Origin of the sequence: Rhodococcus sp. ZPP (genome assembly GCF_017656075.1) — a bacterium.
GTDB lineage: Bacteria > Actinomycetota > Actinomycetes > Mycobacteriales > Mycobacteriaceae > Rhodococcus_F > Rhodococcus_F oxybenzonivorans.
In genome coordinates this window covers 1812884-1828383 of the sequence record NZ_CP058638.1, presented here as the reverse complement: position 1 = coordinate 1828383, position 15500 = coordinate 1812884, and the positions used below count along the sequence as shown (strand labels likewise).

General features: G+C 67.5%; 14 protein-coding genes and 2 riboswitches. Of the genes, 8 read left to right on the top strand and 6 right to left on the bottom strand.

Annotation, left to right across the window (positions count from 1 at the left end; genetic code table 11):
- Positions 1-8: 8 nt before the first annotated feature.
- From HYG77_RS08695 to HYG77_RS08685, 3 genes are read right to left on the bottom strand one after another with little or no spacing between them, the layout of a single operon-like run.
- The gene (locus HYG77_RS08695; RefSeq protein WP_208962420.1) at positions 9-2303 is read right to left on the bottom strand and encodes a serine/threonine-protein kinase; all 2295 of its coding nucleotides are present in this window, start codon (positions 2301-2303) and stop codon (positions 9-11) included.
- A gap of 5 nt (positions 2304-2308) precedes the next feature.
- Entirely contained in the window at positions 2309-3289 is a 981-nt protein-coding gene (locus tag HYG77_RS08690; protein ID WP_208962419.1) for a glutamate ABC transporter substrate-binding protein, read from the bottom strand.
- Positions 3286-4647 (bottom strand): hypothetical protein, encoded by a 1362-nt coding sequence (locus tag HYG77_RS08685; RefSeq protein ID WP_244373549.1) that lies wholly within the window; start codon positions 4645-4647, stop codon positions 3286-3288. The genes HYG77_RS08690 and HYG77_RS08685 overlap by 4 nt, the downstream gene beginning before the upstream one ends.
- Before the next feature lie 199 nt (positions 4648-4846).
- On the opposite strand from HYG77_RS08685, the gene HYG77_RS08680 reads away from it, so the two are divergent.
- Entirely contained in the window at positions 4847-5605 is a 759-nt protein-coding gene (locus HYG77_RS08680) for an NUDIX hydrolase (RefSeq protein ID WP_208962417.1), read from the top strand.
- A 1-nt stretch (position 5606) separates the two neighbouring features.
- Here HYG77_RS08680 and thiE read toward each other — a convergent pair whose 3' ends face one another.
- The gene (gene thiE / locus HYG77_RS08675; protein ID WP_208962416.1) at positions 5607-6305 is read right to left on the bottom strand and encodes a thiamine phosphate synthase; all 699 of its coding nucleotides are present in this window, start codon (positions 6303-6305) and stop codon (positions 5607-5609) included.
- Positions 6306-6329: 24 nt separating this feature from the next.
- Positions 6330-6443: riboswitch (TPP riboswitch) on the top strand.
- Here thiE and thiO point away from each other — a divergent pair.
- The 7 genes from thiO to HYG77_RS08640 all read left to right on the top strand — a co-directional run bounded on the left by thiO (position 6440) and on the right by HYG77_RS08640 (position 12866).
- Positions 6440-7522, top strand: coding sequence for a glycine oxidase ThiO (gene thiO, locus HYG77_RS08670; RefSeq protein WP_208962415.1), 1083 nt, complete (start codon positions 6440-6442; stop codon positions 7520-7522). Its footprint overlaps the riboswitch before it by 4 nt.
- Positions 7523-7524: 2 nt before the next feature.
- Entirely contained in the window at positions 7525-7749 is a 225-nt protein-coding gene (thiS, locus tag HYG77_RS08665; RefSeq protein WP_109327634.1) for a sulfur carrier protein ThiS, read from the top strand.
- Entirely contained in the window at positions 7742-8509 is a 768-nt protein-coding gene (locus tag HYG77_RS08660; RefSeq protein WP_109327637.1) for a thiazole synthase, read from the top strand. Before thiS ends, HYG77_RS08660 begins: the two co-directional genes overlap by 8 nt.
- Before the next feature lie 113 nt (positions 8510-8622).
- A complete protein-coding gene (locus HYG77_RS08655) occupies positions 8623-9564 on the top strand; it encodes an ATP-binding cassette domain-containing protein (RefSeq protein WP_109327639.1) in 942 nt (313 codons plus the stop codon).
- The gene (locus HYG77_RS08650; protein ID WP_109327640.1) at positions 9564-10358 is read left to right on the top strand and encodes an ABC transporter permease; all 795 of its coding nucleotides are present in this window, start codon (positions 9564-9566) and stop codon (positions 10356-10358) included. The genes HYG77_RS08655 and HYG77_RS08650 overlap by 1 nt, the downstream gene beginning before the upstream one ends.
- Positions 10359-10504: 146 nt before the next feature.
- Positions 10505-11959, top strand: coding sequence for a M20/M25/M40 family metallo-hydrolase (locus HYG77_RS08645; RefSeq protein WP_208962414.1), 1455 nt, complete (start codon positions 10505-10507; stop codon positions 11957-11959).
- Positions 11960-12011: 52 nt separating this feature from the next.
- On the top strand, positions 12012-12866 hold the full coding sequence (locus HYG77_RS08640) for an adenylate/guanylate cyclase domain-containing protein (protein WP_208962413.1): 855 nt from the start codon (positions 12012-12014) through the stop codon (positions 12864-12866).
- Between the two features lie 32 nt (positions 12867-12898).
- Here HYG77_RS08640 and thiD read toward each other — a convergent pair whose 3' ends face one another.
- Both thiD and thiC read right to left on the bottom strand, forming a co-directional pair.
- Complete coding sequence (thiD, locus tag HYG77_RS08635; protein WP_208962412.1) at positions 12899-13744, bottom strand: bifunctional hydroxymethylpyrimidine kinase/phosphomethylpyrimidine kinase; 846 nt, start codon at positions 13742-13744, stop codon at positions 12899-12901.
- Positions 13745-13754: 10 nt separating this feature from the next.
- Complete coding sequence (gene thiC / locus HYG77_RS08630) at positions 13755-15401, bottom strand: phosphomethylpyrimidine synthase ThiC (RefSeq protein ID WP_109334918.1); 1647 nt, start codon at positions 15399-15401, stop codon at positions 13755-13757.
- A riboswitch (TPP riboswitch) is annotated at positions 15393-15500 on the bottom strand. It overlaps the preceding gene by 9 nt.

The following is a 15500-nucleotide window of genomic DNA, read 5'->3' as shown; positions in this document are numbered from 1 at the left end:
ACCGACTGCTAGAACAGGCTTTTCGGGCGAATGGTGTTGGCCCGGTCGACCAGTGCATAGCGGTGGGTGCGTTCGGGGGCTTTGCGGGCCAGTGCGCGCAGCGCCGCCTCGGTGCCCGTGCGTAACCCGTGTTCGGTGAACGGCACATCGAGGAAAGGTCTTTGTTCGGTGGTCGACGTGTGGCCGCTGCGTATCCAGTCGAGTGCGGTACCCAGCACGAGGGTGCGCATCTGGAGTGCCCGGCTCTCTTCGTGCGGCAGCGCGGCGACACGAAGCGCCGCCTCGCGCAGCTCGGACTCCTCGATCTTGTCGATCGGCCGCCCGGACAGCAGCACCAGCACACCGGTCATCCGGGCCACGGTGAAGTGCCGGGAGGTGGGGGGAACCTCGTCGAGCGCCGCGAGGGCACCGGAAAGATCTCCGCGCTCGGTGAGTTGCCGTGCCAGCCCGAATGCCGCACTCACAGCGTTGTGGTCGGTGCGCCACACCGACCGGTAGTACTTCTCCGCGAACGACCGCCACGGGGCCGGGTCCGAGGTATCCCAGTGCTGCAGGATCAACTCGGCGGTCGCGGCCAGGGCGAGCTTGGGTGCCGTCTCACCGGGCATCGCTTGCAGCACGCCTTCGAAGTGGGAGAAGGCCGCCTCGTAGTCGCCGGAGAGCAGTGCGGCGATTCCTGCATACCAGTCGATCCGCCAGTTGTCGCCGACGTCTCCCTCCACTTCCCCGAGCAGGGTGAGTGCCGTGGCCGCGTCGCCGAGATCGAGGTGGGCCTTGATCTCGGCGAGCGTGAGTTCGCGGGAAAACGACACATCGGGATTTCCGACGAGGCGTTCGATGCCGTTGTCCCGGGCATGTCGCAGGGAGTCGAGCGTCTGCTGCGGTTCGCTGTGAACGGCGGCGGCCAGCAGGGGAGCGTTGGGGTCGGTGGGATCGATCAGCGGCACCGCCAGGGCCTGCGCCACCGAGCGCGCATCGAGTTTCTGGTCTCGTTGCACACCGTCGACGTAGACGTCGGTCTGTTCGACGGCCTCGTCGGTGCCGAAAGTTGTTCGCTGCCTGCTGAACACCGTGGAGAGTCCGGGGTGCTCCTCGCCGGTCTGCTGCGCGAGTACCTCACGGAGCACGCCGGTGAGCTGACCGGCCATCTCGTGCGCCGAGCGGAAACGCTTCGCGGGGTCGGGATCGGTGGCACGCAGCAGGAGTCGATGGAAGAACTCGTATTCGGCCAGCAGCGGCGCGTTGTCCGGCGTCGGTATCCCGTCGAGGTACCGGCCCTTGTCGGAGGGCATGTCGAGCGTCAGCACCGCCAGCGTGCGGCCCACCGTGTAGATGTCGGAGGCGACGGTCGGGCCCGTCTTCACGATCTCCGGTGCCTGGAAACCCGGTGTGCCGTAGAGATAGCCGTAGTCCTCGATGCCCGCGACCGCGCCGAGGTCGATCAGCTTGAGCGAATCCTCGGTCACCATCACGTTGTCGGGCTTGAGGTCGTTGTAGACCAGGCCCGTGGAGTGCAAATAGTCGAGTGCCGGAAGTATCTCCAGCACATAGGCGATGGCTTGCTCGATGGGCATCCGCTCAGGGCGGTGGTGCGTCGAGAGAACGTCCCTCAGTGAGTGCCCGCCTACGTACTCCATGACGATGTACCCCATCGGAGTCCCGTCGGATCGGGGTTGCTCGACGAAGTTGTAGATCTTCACGATGCTCGGGTGCGCCACTTCGGCGAGAAACTGGCGTTCGGCCACGGCGACCGCCTGCGCCTCGGCATCACCGAAATGCAACAGACCCTTGAGAACCACCCATCGATCGCTCACGTTGCGGTCGATTGCGAGATAAATCCACCCGAGACCGCCGTGCGCGATGCATCCCTGCACCTCGTACTGGCCGCTCACCAGCTCGCCAGGCCGCAGAAGCGGCCGGAAGTCGAAGGTGGCGGCGCACGAGGGACATGTGCCGAACTCGCACTCTTCCGCAGTGGCGCACTTCCGGCCGACCGGATTGCCGCACTTCCAGCAGAACCGCTTGTTCTCGGGAACCGTCGGGTCCGACATGACGGCCGAAGCCGGGTCGACCGTCTTCACCACCGGCACTTCGACGAGCCCACCACCCAGGCGCAGGCGGCCGCCGGAGCGACTGCGCGGTGACCGCGTCGAGCGACCTGTCGTCGAGGCTCCCGATGGACGCGAAGCCTGCGTGGCCTGTTCCGGTTCGCGGGGTGCAGCCTGCGTGGCCTGTTCCGGTTCGCGGGACGCAGCCTGAGTGGCGACGTCGGGATCCGGCGACCCCGAATTCTCCTGGGACATCGGCCTCAGTCCTGGTACACGGCGGCCGGAGGGACGGGCGACGGTCCCAGCATCGACAACCAGCGGTTGTAGGAGTCGGTCCAGGTTCCGTCGCGGCGGATCCGCTCGAGGGTTGCGTTGACGAACCGCACGAGGTCCTCGTTCGATTTGGTGATGCCGATCCCGTACGGTTCGGCGCCCATGCTGTCCCCGACGATCTCGAGGTACGGGTCCTGAGATACCAGTCCGGCCAGAATCGTGTCGTCGGACGTCACCGCATCGACCTGCCGTTGCTGCAACACCACCAGGCAGTCGGACCACATCGGCACGGTGAGGATCTCGGCCGTCGGCGCCACCTGCTGCAGCCGCTCCAAGGAGGTGGTGCCGCGCACCACACATACCCGTTGTCCGGCCAGCTCCGCCGGACCGCGGATGGGCGAGCCCTTGACGACGAGGACCCGTTGTCGCGCCTCGAAGTACTGGCTCGAGAACGCCACCCTCTCTCGCCGGTCGCAGGTGATCGTCATCGTCTTGGCGACGACATCGACCAGCGACTCCTGCAGCGCCCGTTCACGATCGGCGGACGTGAGAATTCGGTACTCCAGGCGCTCCGGGTCACCGAACAGATCCCGTGCAATCTCACGGGCGATGTCGACATCGAAGCCCTCGATCATGCCGGTGGCCGGGTCGCGGAAACTCATGAGGTTACTGCCGGTGTCCAACCCGACGATCAGCCGGCCCCGCGCGCGGATGGCGTCAACGGTCGGACTCGGTGGTGTGCCTGCGTCGGAAACGGGGCGCAGACTGGCTGTGGGATCGCCGCAGTCGCCGCCCGGCGCGGGAGCCGGTGTCGAACGGTCCGTCGGTGCCGGGGCGACGCCGGCCGGTAACGGCGGTTCGGTGTACGAGATGCTCGGCGAACCGACGTGCCCCGACGTCGACTGGGTGCAACCGCAGAGGAGCATCGCCAGCGCTAGCACCACGGGTGCGATCCGGTGCCGCCTCACTGATACTCCCTCAACCGCGGCCACAGTCCGATGATAATTCCGATCACGGCGATCAGCGTCAGGGCGAAGGCCCCCGGGCCCAACGCCGTCAGCACCCCGGATGCGGACGCCACATGGGAGCGCAGATGATCGCGGGCAGAGTCGATGCCTTCGGTGAGCGCATCGTCGAGAGCGGTGAACTGGGCGGCCGAATTCTCGTCACCGGGACCGATGGCGATGGCCGCACCGGTGAGGAAATCGCCTTCGGCGAGAACGGTGTTCATCCGTTCGTGCGCCGTCGACCATCGGTTCCATGCTTCCTCGGCCCGGGTCACCTCGGCGTCACCGACCGGGTTGTCGTCCTCGCGCGGATAGTTCGACAGCACCGCACCGAGCTGAGCGGACTTGTCGTCGAACACCGCGTCGTAGTCGCCGTTCGAATCGCGCCGCACCAACCGGAGTGTCTCCTCGGTGCGCGCCTGCTGGGCGAGGATGCGGCCGGTGGTCAATTCGTGCAGCGGCCGGGCGCCCTCGGTGAGTGCGCGGTGGGTGTCGAGAGCCGAGATCAGCCCTGCTATCAGCATCCATGCCAGCAGAATGGCGGTCGCCGACGATGCCAGGATCAAACCGAGATTGAACGTGCGCCTGGTGAGCCGGGCCAGCACTACCTGGGTGAGGACCAGTCCCACCGCGGCCGTCAGCAGGAGCGCGAGAGCGAACCACGGAGGCCGTGAGTAGTTACTCTGCGTCGACGCGACGCGGGTCTCGTGCCCGGCGTGCAACTGCTGCGCCATCGGAAGCAAGCTCGTCTGCATCAGCGTCGAGGCCTCGCCGAGGTAGGCCGCCCCGACGGGGTTGCCCACCCGGTTGTTCGCCCGCGCGGTCTCCACGAGCCCGGTGTACACCGTGAGGTCGGTGGAGATGGAGGCGAGGAGGCGGCGGCTGTCCTCTTCGCTCGCTGCCAGCCCGCCGGAGGCATGAACGAGATCCGCCGACGCCGTGCCGATCGCCTGCGCGTACCTGTCCCGAAGGTCGCCCGGCTCGAGACCCCCCGAGATGAACGCCGTCGTGGCTGCGGCGTCGGCCACCGACAACGCGATATACAGATTCTGCGCCGAGTACGACAACGGTTCGGAATCCACGAGGACGGCGTCGAGCGTGGCCGCCCTGCCGTTCACCGTGGAGGTGGCCACCAGACCGGCGGCCACGCACAGGAGCATGAGCAGAATGCCGAGACCGGTCAGTCTGGCCGGAGTCGAGTGGAGGAAGGCGCGCAACTCCCTGCGGCGAGCCACCGCCGGATCGACCTCGTCGTCCCCGAGAGCCGACAAAGCTCGGCTACCGTGGGGTTCGATCGACGGTGCCTCACGCAGAACCACGTCGCACCCCTTCTGGAAACGGCCGCACTGTCTGGGGAGCATATAAGCTGCCGCGCCGGGAGGCGGTCAACCGGACGGAGCGCGGGATCGTGCCCCCGGCCGAACGGAGCCCGAACGGGGCCGTGAGCTGGCGAGGCCGGGAGAAACCGTTAGTGTGAGGGAACTGCAGGTGACCCATCAGGTCGGACAGGGGTAGTCGATGCGTGGTGACGGGGACGGCTGGGCAACCGGTCCGGACGGCAGTCGTCATTGGGGCAAGCACGGTGCGGCCGGATTGTTGTTGCGTGCTCCGCTCGCGGACGAGACGCCGGCGGTGCTGCTCCAGCATCGTGCGGTCTGGAGCCATCAAGGCGGGACGTGGGCGTTGCCCGGCGGCGCCCGGGACAGCCACGAGACGACGACCCATGCTGCGGTCAGGGAAGCCCAAGAGGAGACCGGCATCGAGAGTGCGGCCATCCGGGTGCGCACCGAGGTCGTGACGATGGAAGCGGCCAGCGGCTGGAGCTACACCACGGTGATCGCCGACGCCGAGCGCCCGCTCCCCACCGTTGCCAACGGTGAGAGCACGGAGCTGCGCTGGGTTCGTGAATCCGACGTCGCAGGGCTGCCGCTCCATCCGGGGTTCCAGGCGGGCTGGCAGATGCTGCGCACCACGGAGGTACGGCTGGTCCTCGCCGGGCACGACGTTCTGGGGGAGCACGCCTCGCTGACACACTTGTCGAAGGCGTTGCCCCGCACGATCCACATGCCCGACGGAACCTACGGCTGGCTCCCGCGCGTCGAGGTGCTCGACTCGCTCGAGGTGATCGGTGGCACCGCAGAGCCGGCAGGCCATGGCACCACCGTCGGAACGGTGACCGCCGTGGTGACCGCGGACCCCGAACTCGTCGACCAACTCGCGGGCACCGTCCTCACACTGGAGCCGTCGACCGTCCTGGGCTGGCTGGATCAGCCCTGACTCAGCTGTTGGCGCGGAGCATTCCGGCAAGTGAGCGCGCCGCCGCCTGAGGGTCCCGGGCCTCCGTGATCGCCCGCACCACGACGATGCGGGTGGCTCCCGCAGCCAGAATCTCCGGTACGCGTGACTCGTCGATGCCACCGATTGCGAACCAGGGTCGGGTGGGCTGCGAATCGGCGGTGGACCGCACCAGCTCGATGCCCGCCGCCGTGCGTCCCGGCTTGGTGGGGGTGGCCCACACGGGCCCGGTGCAGAAGTAGTCGACGTCGTCCTCGATCGCCGCGAGACTGGCCTGCGCCCGGCTGTGGGTGGACCGGCCGATCAGGACATCCGGCCCTACGACGTTCCGGGCGTACGGCACCGGAAGGTCACCCTGGCCGAGGTGCAGGACATCGGCTCCGGCTGCGAGCGCCATGTCCGCGCGGTCGTTGACGGCGAGCAGGGCGCCGTGCCTCCGTGCGACGGCGGCGAGCACGGACAGAGCCGCAAGTTCGTCGCGTGCGTCCATCGGACCCAGCTCGCGCTCGCCGGCCGAGCCCTTGTCGCGGAGCTGGATGATGTCGACACCACCGGACAGCGCGGCTTCCGCGAACTGTGCCAGGTCACCCTTCTCGCGTCGAGCGTCGGTACACAGGTACAAACGCGCAGATCCGAGGCGACGCCGACGTTCTGCATGGCTGGTGTGATGCGAGGTGGTCACGGCATGACGGTAGCCTCTACGGTGAAAGTGCAACACGGGAGTCCCGGGATCGTGGGGCTGAGAGGGGCTCACGCCGAGCCCGACCGTCATACCTGACCCGGATCATGCCGGCGCAGGAAGTGAGGTGGTGTTCGATGTCAACGGTTCTGAGACCACGGTCGGTGTCCGTCGTCGGCGGCGGGGTGATCGGGCTGTCGATTGCGTGGCGCGCCGCCCGCGCCGGGTGGTCGGTCCGCCTGTACGACCCGGCGCTCGGCTCGGGTGCGTCGTGGGTGGCAGGGGGCATGCTGGCACCGCTGTCCGAAGGCTGGCCCGGCGAGGAGAGTGTCCTCGAGCTGGGCAGTGCGTCACTGGACCGGTGGCCCGACTTCGGCAAGGAGCTCGAGGCCGCCGCCGGTGTCGAGCTGTTCACTTCGGCCAGTTCACTCACCGTCGCGCTCGACGCCGCCGATGCCGAAGATCTGCACACCATCGCCGAATGGGTGGGTGCGCAGGGACGCGATCTGCAGATCCTGAGCCGCAGCGAGGTGCGCGAACTCGAGCCGATGCTCGGGCGTGGGGTTCGGCTCGGACTGCTCGCGGTCGCGGAACTCGCCGTCGACAACCGGTTGCTGCTGGCGGCACTGCGGACGTGCGCAGTCGACGCCGGAGTGGAGTTGATCGAGGAGAGTGTGTCCGACCTCGGCCTGCTCGACACCGACCAGATCGTCCTCACCGCAGGCGTCGCGTCGCCGTCGCTGTGGCCGGGGCTTCCGGTTCGCCCGGTGAAGGGGGAGATCCTGCGACTGCGAGCCCGTCCCGGGGTGACGCCGGCGCCGGGGCGGACCATCCGCGGCAGTGTGCACGGCCGGCCCGCGTACCTCGTGCCGCGGGCCGACGGAATCGTCGTGGGCGCCACCCAGCACGAATCCGGCCACGACACCCAGGTCACCGTCGCCGGGGTGCGCGACCTCATCGCCGACGCCGAAGCCCTGATGCCTGCGATCGGCGAGTACGAACTGCGCGAGGCCTCGGCCGGTCTGCGGCCGATGACTCCCGACAATCTGCCCCTGATCGGGCGAGTGTCGGATCGGGTCGTGGTGGCGACGGGACACGGACGCAACGGCGTCCTGCTCACCCCCGTCACCGCCGACGCGACGGTGGCACTGTTGGAGGGATCGGCTCTCGCCGAGGCGAAGGCTGCCGACCCCGGACGTTTCGAGAAAGTAGCGAGGTAGAGATGAGTGAGCAGCAAGTGGTGGTGCCCGTCGGCATCACCGTCAACGGCGAGGACCACGAGTTCGCGGTAGCGCCCACCGTCGCCCACCTGCTGGAGACGCTGAACCTGCCCACGAAAGGCATTGCGGTAGCTGTCAACGGTGCCGTGTTCCCGAAGGCCCGCTGGGACGAAGTCGTGGACCGCGGCTGGGACATCGAAATCCTCACGGCGGTGCAGGGTGGCTGACGTGACACCGGTGGCGCAGAAGGGCCTGACGATCGCCGGCCGCACCTTCGATTCGCGGTTGATCATGGGCACCGGCGGCGCCGCGAACCTCACCGTGCTGGAGGAGGCGCTGGTGGCATCCGGCACCGAGTTGACGACCGTCGCGATGCGCCGGGTCGACGCGGCCGGCGGCACCGGCGTGCTCGACCTGCTGCGGCGGCTCGACATCGCGCCGCTCCCGAACACCGCGGGTTGCCGGGGCGCGGCCGAGGCGGTGCTCACCGCGCAGCTCGCCCGAGAGGCGCTGGAAACCGACTGGGTGAAGCTCGAGGTGATCGCCGACGAACGCACCCTGATGCCCGACGCGATCGAGCTCGTCAGTGCGGCAGAGCAATTGGTCGACGACGGCTTCGTCGTCCTGCCGTACACCACGGATGACCCGGTGCTGGCCCGCCGGCTCGAGGACATCGGGTGTGTTGCCGTGATGCCCTTGGGGTCACCGATCGGAACCGGATTGGGCATCGCCAACCCGCACAACATCGAAATGATCGTCGACGGGGCTGGGGTGCCGGTGATCCTCGACGCCGGCATCGGAACCGCGAGCGACGCCACCCTGGCGATGGAGTTGGGCTGTGACGCCGTCCTCCTCGCCACCGCCGTCACCCGGGCCAAGGACCCGGCGCTGATGGCGTCGGCGATGCGTGGCGCTGTCGTGGCGGGATACGAGGCACGTCACGCGGGCCGGATACCCAAACGATTCTGGGCGCAGGCGTCGTCGTAGTTCTCGGGGTCGCGTCGGGGTCTCGCTCAGGGTCCGACCGGTACCAGGGGACGAGTCAGGTGTAGACCTGCGGCCGATGCGCGCCGGCCGCAGGTTCGGGCATCCTCGTCACCATGATTGAAGTGAGGGGACTGACAAAGACCTTCGGTGCGACGAAGGCGGTGGACAACCTGACGTTCACCGTCCAGCCGGGTATGGTCACCGGCTTCCTCGGGCCGAACGGTGCAGGCAAATCGACGACGATGCGGATGATCCTCGGGCTGGACCGTCCCACCGCGGGCACGGCGCTGATCGACGGCAAACCGTACCGTGAGCTGGTGCAGCCGCTCCGGACCGTGGGCGCACTCCTGGACGCCAAGTGGGTGCATCCCAACCGCTCCGCCCGCGCCCACCTGCAGTGGATGGCGGCCTCGAACTCGCTGCCGAAGAGCCGGGTGGACGAGGTGCTGCACCTCGTGGGCCTCACGGAGGTGGCCGGCAAGAAGGCCGGTGGGTTCTCGCTCGGCATGTCCCAGCGACTCGGCCTGGCCGCCACCCTTCTCGGTGACCCGAAGGTTCTGCTGTTCGACGAGCCGGTCAACGGTCTCGACCCCGAGGGCATCGTGTGGATCCGCAAATTCATGCAGCGCCTCGCGGCCGAGGGACGCACCGTGCTGGTGTCGAGCCACCTGCTCTCCGAGATGGCACTCACCGCAGAGCATCTGGTGGTCATCGGCCGTGGGCGCCTGATCGCAGACACGACGGTGTCGGAATTCGTGAGCAAGTCCTCGGAATCGACGGTGCGGGTGCGCAGTCCGCAACTGGATGCGCTGCGGAGCGCGCTGACGTCGAATGGGCTCACGGTCCGCGAGGACGGATCCGACGGGCAGCAGGCGCTCGTCGTGGTCGATTCGTCCACCGACGTGATCGGCGCGATCGCCGGATCGCAGGGAATCACCCTCCACGAGTTGGCGTCTCAGCGCGGTTCGCTCGAGGACGCCTTCATGAAACTGACAGGAGACGACGTGCAGTACCACGCAGAAAGCGTCGACGACGTGATGAAGGGTGCACTGTAATGGCTGTTCTCAATGCGGAACGCATCAAGATCACCTCCACCCGGTCGCCGTGGTGGTGCACCGTCATCATCGTCGTGCTGGGTCTCGGCCTGGCCGCGGTCATCGGGTTGAGCGCGAAGGCCAGCATCAACTCCTTCAACGACCAGTTGGCGGACGGGAAGGAACCCGATTTCGAACCCTTCCTGCCGCAGATGGCCGATGCCGTCGGCGGCGTCTCCGGATTCGGTGTCCTGGTCCTGATGATCCTCGCGACCCTGGCCGTGACCAGTGAATACCGCTTCGGGGTCATTCGCACCACGTTCCAGGCAATTCCGAACCGCGCCTCCGTCCTCGTCGCCAAGGCCGGCCTGATCGGCGCGTTCGGTGCCGTGCTGACGTTCGTCCTCACCTTCGGGGCGTACGCCATCGCGAAGGCGACCGCGGGCAACGAGGCAGGTGCTGCCCTCACACTCTCCGGTGGGGATGCGTGGCGGTCGATCTACGGAGTGCCGATCTACGCGTTCCTGTGTGTCGTGCTCGCCGTCGGGATCGGTGCGTTGCTGCGCCAGTCGGCGGGAGCGATCGCGCTGCTGCTGCTCTGGCCGCTACTGATCGAAAGCCTGTTCAACCTGTTCGGATCATTCGGTGAGAAAATCATGCCGTTCCTGCCGTTCCTCAATGCCAATCACTTCCTCGGGGCACCGCAGGGCGTGGACTTCCACTGGGGACCGTGGGGCAGTCTCGTGTACTTCGCGGTGTTCGTCCTGGTGATCTTCGGGGCCAGCCTGGTGGTGGTGAACAAGCGCGACGCGTGAAACCCGATAGAGTACTTTCGCCCTGCCCCTCCGCCAGGTGAACGTCGGGAGACCTGGCTGGGATCGTAGGCAGGGCGGGGAGCCTGTGGGCCGGTGCGACATCCATTCGCACCGGCCCACAGGTGGTTCTGCGTTAGGCTCCCGACATGCGACTACGGGGACTTTTCACCGTCGGAGTGACCGGTGCGCTGGTGCTGGCCGGATGCTCGTCCACGAGCGAACCGGAGTCGCCACCGGTCGACGCGAGCGCACTCGCCGGATCGGTCACCGAGGACGCTGTGGTGGCGCATCTCGAGGAACTGCAAACCATCGCCGACGACAACGACGGCAACCGGGCCGCAGGCACCCCCGGATACGAGGCCAGCGTCGACTACGTGGCACAAGTTCTGACAGACAACGGCTTCGACGTCCAGACCCCGGAATTCGAGTTCCACAATTTCGATGTCGCCGCCGAGAAACTGAGGTCGCGCGATAGTGACGTCGAGGTGCGAGCTCTGTCCTACAGCCCGTCCACCGGCCCCGAGGGACTGACGGCGCGACTGGTGCCGGCTCCCCAGGACGAGACCCCGGGGTGTGAGGCAACGGATTACGACGGTCTCGACGTCAACGGAGCGATCGTGCTGGTAGACCGGGGTATCTGCCCGTTCTCGGCCAAACAGCAGATAGCGGCCGAGCGCGGCGCTTCGGCCGTGATCGTGGTCAACAACGAGGACGGGCCGATGAGCGGCGGCACTCTCGGCGATCCGTCGGCGGGCAAGATTCCCACCGGTGGGGTGAGCAGGGCCGACGGCGACGCGCTCCGGCAGGGCGGCGGAGACGTCACGCTGACGCTCGACACCAGCACCGAGACCAGCACGTCCCGTAACGTCATCGCCCAGACCACGACGGGCTCCACCGACGATGTCGTCATGGTCGGCGCTCATCTCGACAGCGTTCCCGAGGGTCCCGGCATCAACGACAACGGCACCGGCGTGGCCGCGATTCTCGAAACGGCGGTCCAGCTCGGCAGTTCCCCGGACGCCGACAACGCGGTGCGGTTCGCCTTCTGGGGCGCCGAAGAACTGGGCCTGCTCGGCTCCGAGGCCTACGTCACCGGACTGAGCGAGGAGGAACGCAACGACATTGCGCTCTACCTGAACTTCGACATGCTCGGCTCGGAGAACGCCGGCTACCTGACCTACGACGGCGACAACTCCGACAAACTCGGCGAAGGGCCCGGCCCCGAAGGTTCGGCGGGAATCGAGCGCACCTTCGTCGAGTACCTCGGTAAGAACGGCATTGCCGCGAACGGCACCGATTTCGACGGCCGCTCCGACTACGGTCCGTTCATCGAGCAGAAGATTCCGTCGGGCGGGGTGTTCAGTGGTGCCGACGACAAGAAGACCGCCGAGGAGGCCCAGAAATGGGGTGGCACACCCGACGCCGTGTTCGACAAGCATTACCACAGCCCGACCGACACCCTCGCGAACATCGACCGGGCAGCTCTTGCGAAGAACGCGTCCGCGGTGGCCTACGCCGTCGGGGTCTACGCGGAGTCACTGGCCGGTCCCAACGGTGTCCCCACCGGCGCCGATCGCGAGAAGGCTCGGGCAGCGCAGTGATGTCCGATTCGTCACGGGCTTCTGCCTGTGACGCTGGGTTACCCTTGCGCTCGTGAGCGAAGACCCGGCCGACGACAGCGCTGCCGAACTCGACGCTGCGTCCGAGGAGAGTAGACAGGACAAGGTTCTGGGCTGGGTGGGGGCACTGAACCGTCGGCCCCAGCTGATCGATGGACTGCGCAGGGTCCGCCGCGCGTTGCCGGGAGATCCGGCATTCGGCGACCCGCTGTCCACTGCAGGCCCCGGCACCGCACGCGCCGTGGCACGCGTGGCCGACCGCTTCCTCGACCATCAGCCGGGAGCGTCCCGGGAGATGAGCCTCGGCGCCCTGCAGGTGTGGCAGGCGCTGCTCGAGCGCACCGGCCGGGGCCGGGGAACCCGGGAAGTGACCATCGTGTTCACCGACCTCGTCGGCTTCTCGAGCTGGTCCCTCCCCGCAGGCGATACCGCCACCCTCGCGCTGCTACGAGACGTCGCCAAAGCAATCGAGACACCCATGGTCGACCGCGGCGGGCACGTCGTGAAGCGGATGGGCGACGGCGTGATGGCCGTCTTCCCCAGCCCCGATCGCGCCGTCGACGCCGTCTTCGCCGCCCAGGACGCGCTCCGGAATGTCGAGGCCGACGGCTACCGTCCGCGGATGCGGGTCGGAATCCACACGGGGGTTCCCCGGCAGATCGGCAGCGATTGGCTCGGCGTCGACGTCACCATCGCGGCCCGCATGATGGAACTCGGCGGGGACGGCAACGTCATGGCGTCGTCCGCCACCCTCTCGGCGCTCCAGCCGGGGACGCTCGAGGAACTCGGTATCAGCGTCAAACCGTGGCGCCGCGCCTTCTTCGCCCCCGCCCCCAGCGGGGTGCCGTCCGACCTCGGCATCTGGCGGCTGCGGCTCCGCCGCCCGTGAGTACTTCTTAACCGCCGCAGGTTAATAAGTACTCACGGGTGACGAAGTCGCCAGAGCGGGGAGACGGGGCCATGACCGGCTCCCAGGTCGTACGACGCCTCGAGGCACTTGGTGACCCATTCCTTGCCGAACGCGACGGCGTCGGGCACAGACCACCCGTGGGCGAGTGCGCTGGCGATGGCCGCCGCGAGGGTGTCGCCGCCTCCGTGGTCGTTGCCGGTGTCGACCCGGGGGCTGCTGAACTCCCGGAAAGTGTCCCCGTCGAAGAGCAGGTCGGTACTGACCTCCGACGTACGCAGGTGCCCACCCTTGACGATCGACCACTGGGCCCCGAGCGCGTGCAGAGCCTCGGCTGCGCGGCGCGCGGTGGCGTCGTCCACCACCTCGATCCCCGTGATGAGCCGGACCTCGTCGAGGTTCGGTGTCACCACCGTCGCGATCGGGATCAACGTATTCCGTACGGCATCGAGCGCTTCGGCGTGGAGCAGCGGATCGCCATGCATCGACGCGCAGACCGGGTCGACGACGAGCGGGACCGGATGCTCGCGCCCGATCCCCACTTCTGTGCAGACACTCGCGACGGCCTCGATGATAGCGGTGGACGCCAGCATGCCCGTTTTCGCCGCTCCCACGCCGATGTCACCGACGACGGAGCGGACCTGCGCCGCCACCGTCTCGGGTGGAATTTCGTGGAACCCACTCACACCGACGGAGTTCTGCACGGTCACGGCGGCCACCGCGACGCATGCGTGGACACCGCACAGAGCCATCGTCCGTGAGTCGGCCTGAATTCCGGCGCCACCGCCGGAATCGGTGCCGGCGATGGTGAGGACTCGGACGGGGGTCTGGCCGTCGGGGGCCAGGGGCAGCAGCTTCACGGAGGGGACCTTACCGATTCTCTGAGGTGACGGATTCGACGGGCAGATATACGCGGCCACCCGCGCCGACGAACTCGTCCGACTTCTCGGCCATGCCCGCCTCGATGGCCTCCACCGAATCGAGGCCGTTCTTCTCGGCGTACTCCCGGACATCGGCGGAGATCCGCATCGAGCAGAACTTCGGGCCACACATCGAGCAGAAGTGGGCCGTCTTCGCGGGCTCCGCAGGCAGGGTCTCGTCGTGGAATTCGCGGGCGGTGTCCGGGTCGAGGGACAACGCGAACTGGTCGTGCCAGCGGAATTCGAAGCGCGCCTTCGACAAAGCATCGTCTCGTTCCTGCGCCCGAGGGTGCTGCTTGGCGAGGTCGGCGGCGTGTGCGGCGATCTTGTACGTGATCACGCCGGTTTTGACGTCGTCGCGGTTCGGCAGCCCGAGGTGCTCCTTCGGCGTCACGTAGCAGAGCATGGCGGTGCCCGCCTGCGCGATCATCGCCGCACCGATGGCCGACGTGATGTGGTCGTAGGCTGGGGCGATATCGGTGGCCAATGGGCCCAGGGTATAGAACGGCGCCTCTTCGCACAGTTCCTCCTCCAGCCGTACGTTCTCGACGATCTTGTGCATCGGCACGTGTCCGGGGCCTTCGATCATCACCTGCACGCCATGGGATTTCGCGATCTTCGTGAGCTCACCCAGTGTGCGAAGCTCCGCGAACTGCGCCTCGTCGTTGGCATCCGCGATCGAACCCGGCCGGAGCCCGTCGCCGAGCGAAAACGTGACGTCGTAGCGGTGCAGGATCTCGCACAACTCCTCGAAGTGCGTGTACAGGAACGACTCCCGGTGATGTGCCAGGCACCAGGCCGCCATGATGGAGCCGCCGCGCGAGACGATGCCGGTGACGCGACGCGCGGTCAGCGGAATGTATCGGAGCAGCACTCCGGCATGGACCGTCATGTAGTCGACGCCCTGCTCGCATTGTTCGAGCACGGTGTCCCGGTAGATCTCCCAGGTGAGGGCGGTCGGATCGCCGTTCACCTTCTCGAGTGCCTGATAGATCGGCACGGTACCCACCGGGACCGGTGAATTGCGCAGGATCCACTCGCGTGTCTCGTGAATGTTCTTGCCGGTCGAGAGGTCCATGATGGTGTCGGCGCCCCAACGGGTGGCCCACACCATCTTCTCCACTTCTTCGGCGATCGAGGACGTGACCGCGCTGTTGCCGATGTTCGCATTGATCTTCACCGCAAACGCCTTGCCGATGATCATCGGCTCGAGTTCTGCATGCTTGCGGTTGGCCGGGATCACGGCCCGTCCCGCAGCGACCTCGGCGAGCACGGTGTCCGGTGAGACACCCTCGCGCGCAGCGCAGTAACGCATTTCCGGGGTGAGGACGCCCGCCCGGGCGGCGTCCAGTTGGGTCTGCCCGCGATCCCCGGACCACTGCTCGCGGATGCGGGGCAGCCCGGCGGAAACGTCGATCTGGGCGTTGGAATCGGTGTACGGGCCGGACGTGTCGTACAGGTCGAGATGCTCACCGTTGGTCAGGTGGACGCGCCGGACCGGTACGCGAATGTCGTCGCTCCACTGCACGTATTCCTTGGTGCTGCCCGCGATAGGCCCCGTCGTGACGGACGTGGCCGTAGATACAGTTCTGCTCATTGAGATGCTCCCTACGCCGGCATTACCCGGACAGGTTCGACGGTCGACGGCCCTAGCCGTCCTCTCAGCCCGCTGGTGCGAGCCCCCGTGGATGTGTAG

Excerpts from the sequence above, each read along its gene's own strand:
- HYG77_RS08695 (WP_208962420.1), bottom strand. The coding sequence starts at position 2,303 with ATGTCCCAGGAGAATTCGGGGTCGCCGGATCCCGACGTCGCCACTCAG.
- HYG77_RS08680 (WP_208962417.1), top strand. The coding sequence starts at position 4,847 with ATGCGTGGTGACGGGGACGGCTGGGCAACCGGTCCGGACGGCAGTCGT.
- thiO (WP_208962415.1), top strand. The coding sequence starts at position 6,440 with ATGTCAACGGTTCTGAGACCACGGTCGGTGTCCGTCGTCGGCGGCGGG.
- thiS (WP_109327634.1), top strand. The coding sequence starts at position 7,525 with ATGAGTGAGCAGCAAGTGGTGGTGCCCGTCGGCATCACCGTCAACGGC.
- HYG77_RS08655 (WP_109327639.1), top strand. The coding sequence starts at position 8,623 with ATGATTGAAGTGAGGGGACTGACAAAGACCTTCGGTGCGACGAAGGCG.
- HYG77_RS08650 (WP_109327640.1), top strand. The coding sequence starts at position 9,564 with ATGGCTGTTCTCAATGCGGAACGCATCAAGATCACCTCCACCCGGTCG.
- HYG77_RS08645 (WP_208962414.1), top strand. The coding sequence starts at position 10,505 with ATGCGACTACGGGGACTTTTCACCGTCGGAGTGACCGGTGCGCTGGTG.
- thiC (WP_109334918.1), bottom strand. The coding sequence starts at position 15,401 with ATGAGCAGAACTGTATCTACGGCCACGTCCGTCACGACGGGGCCTATC.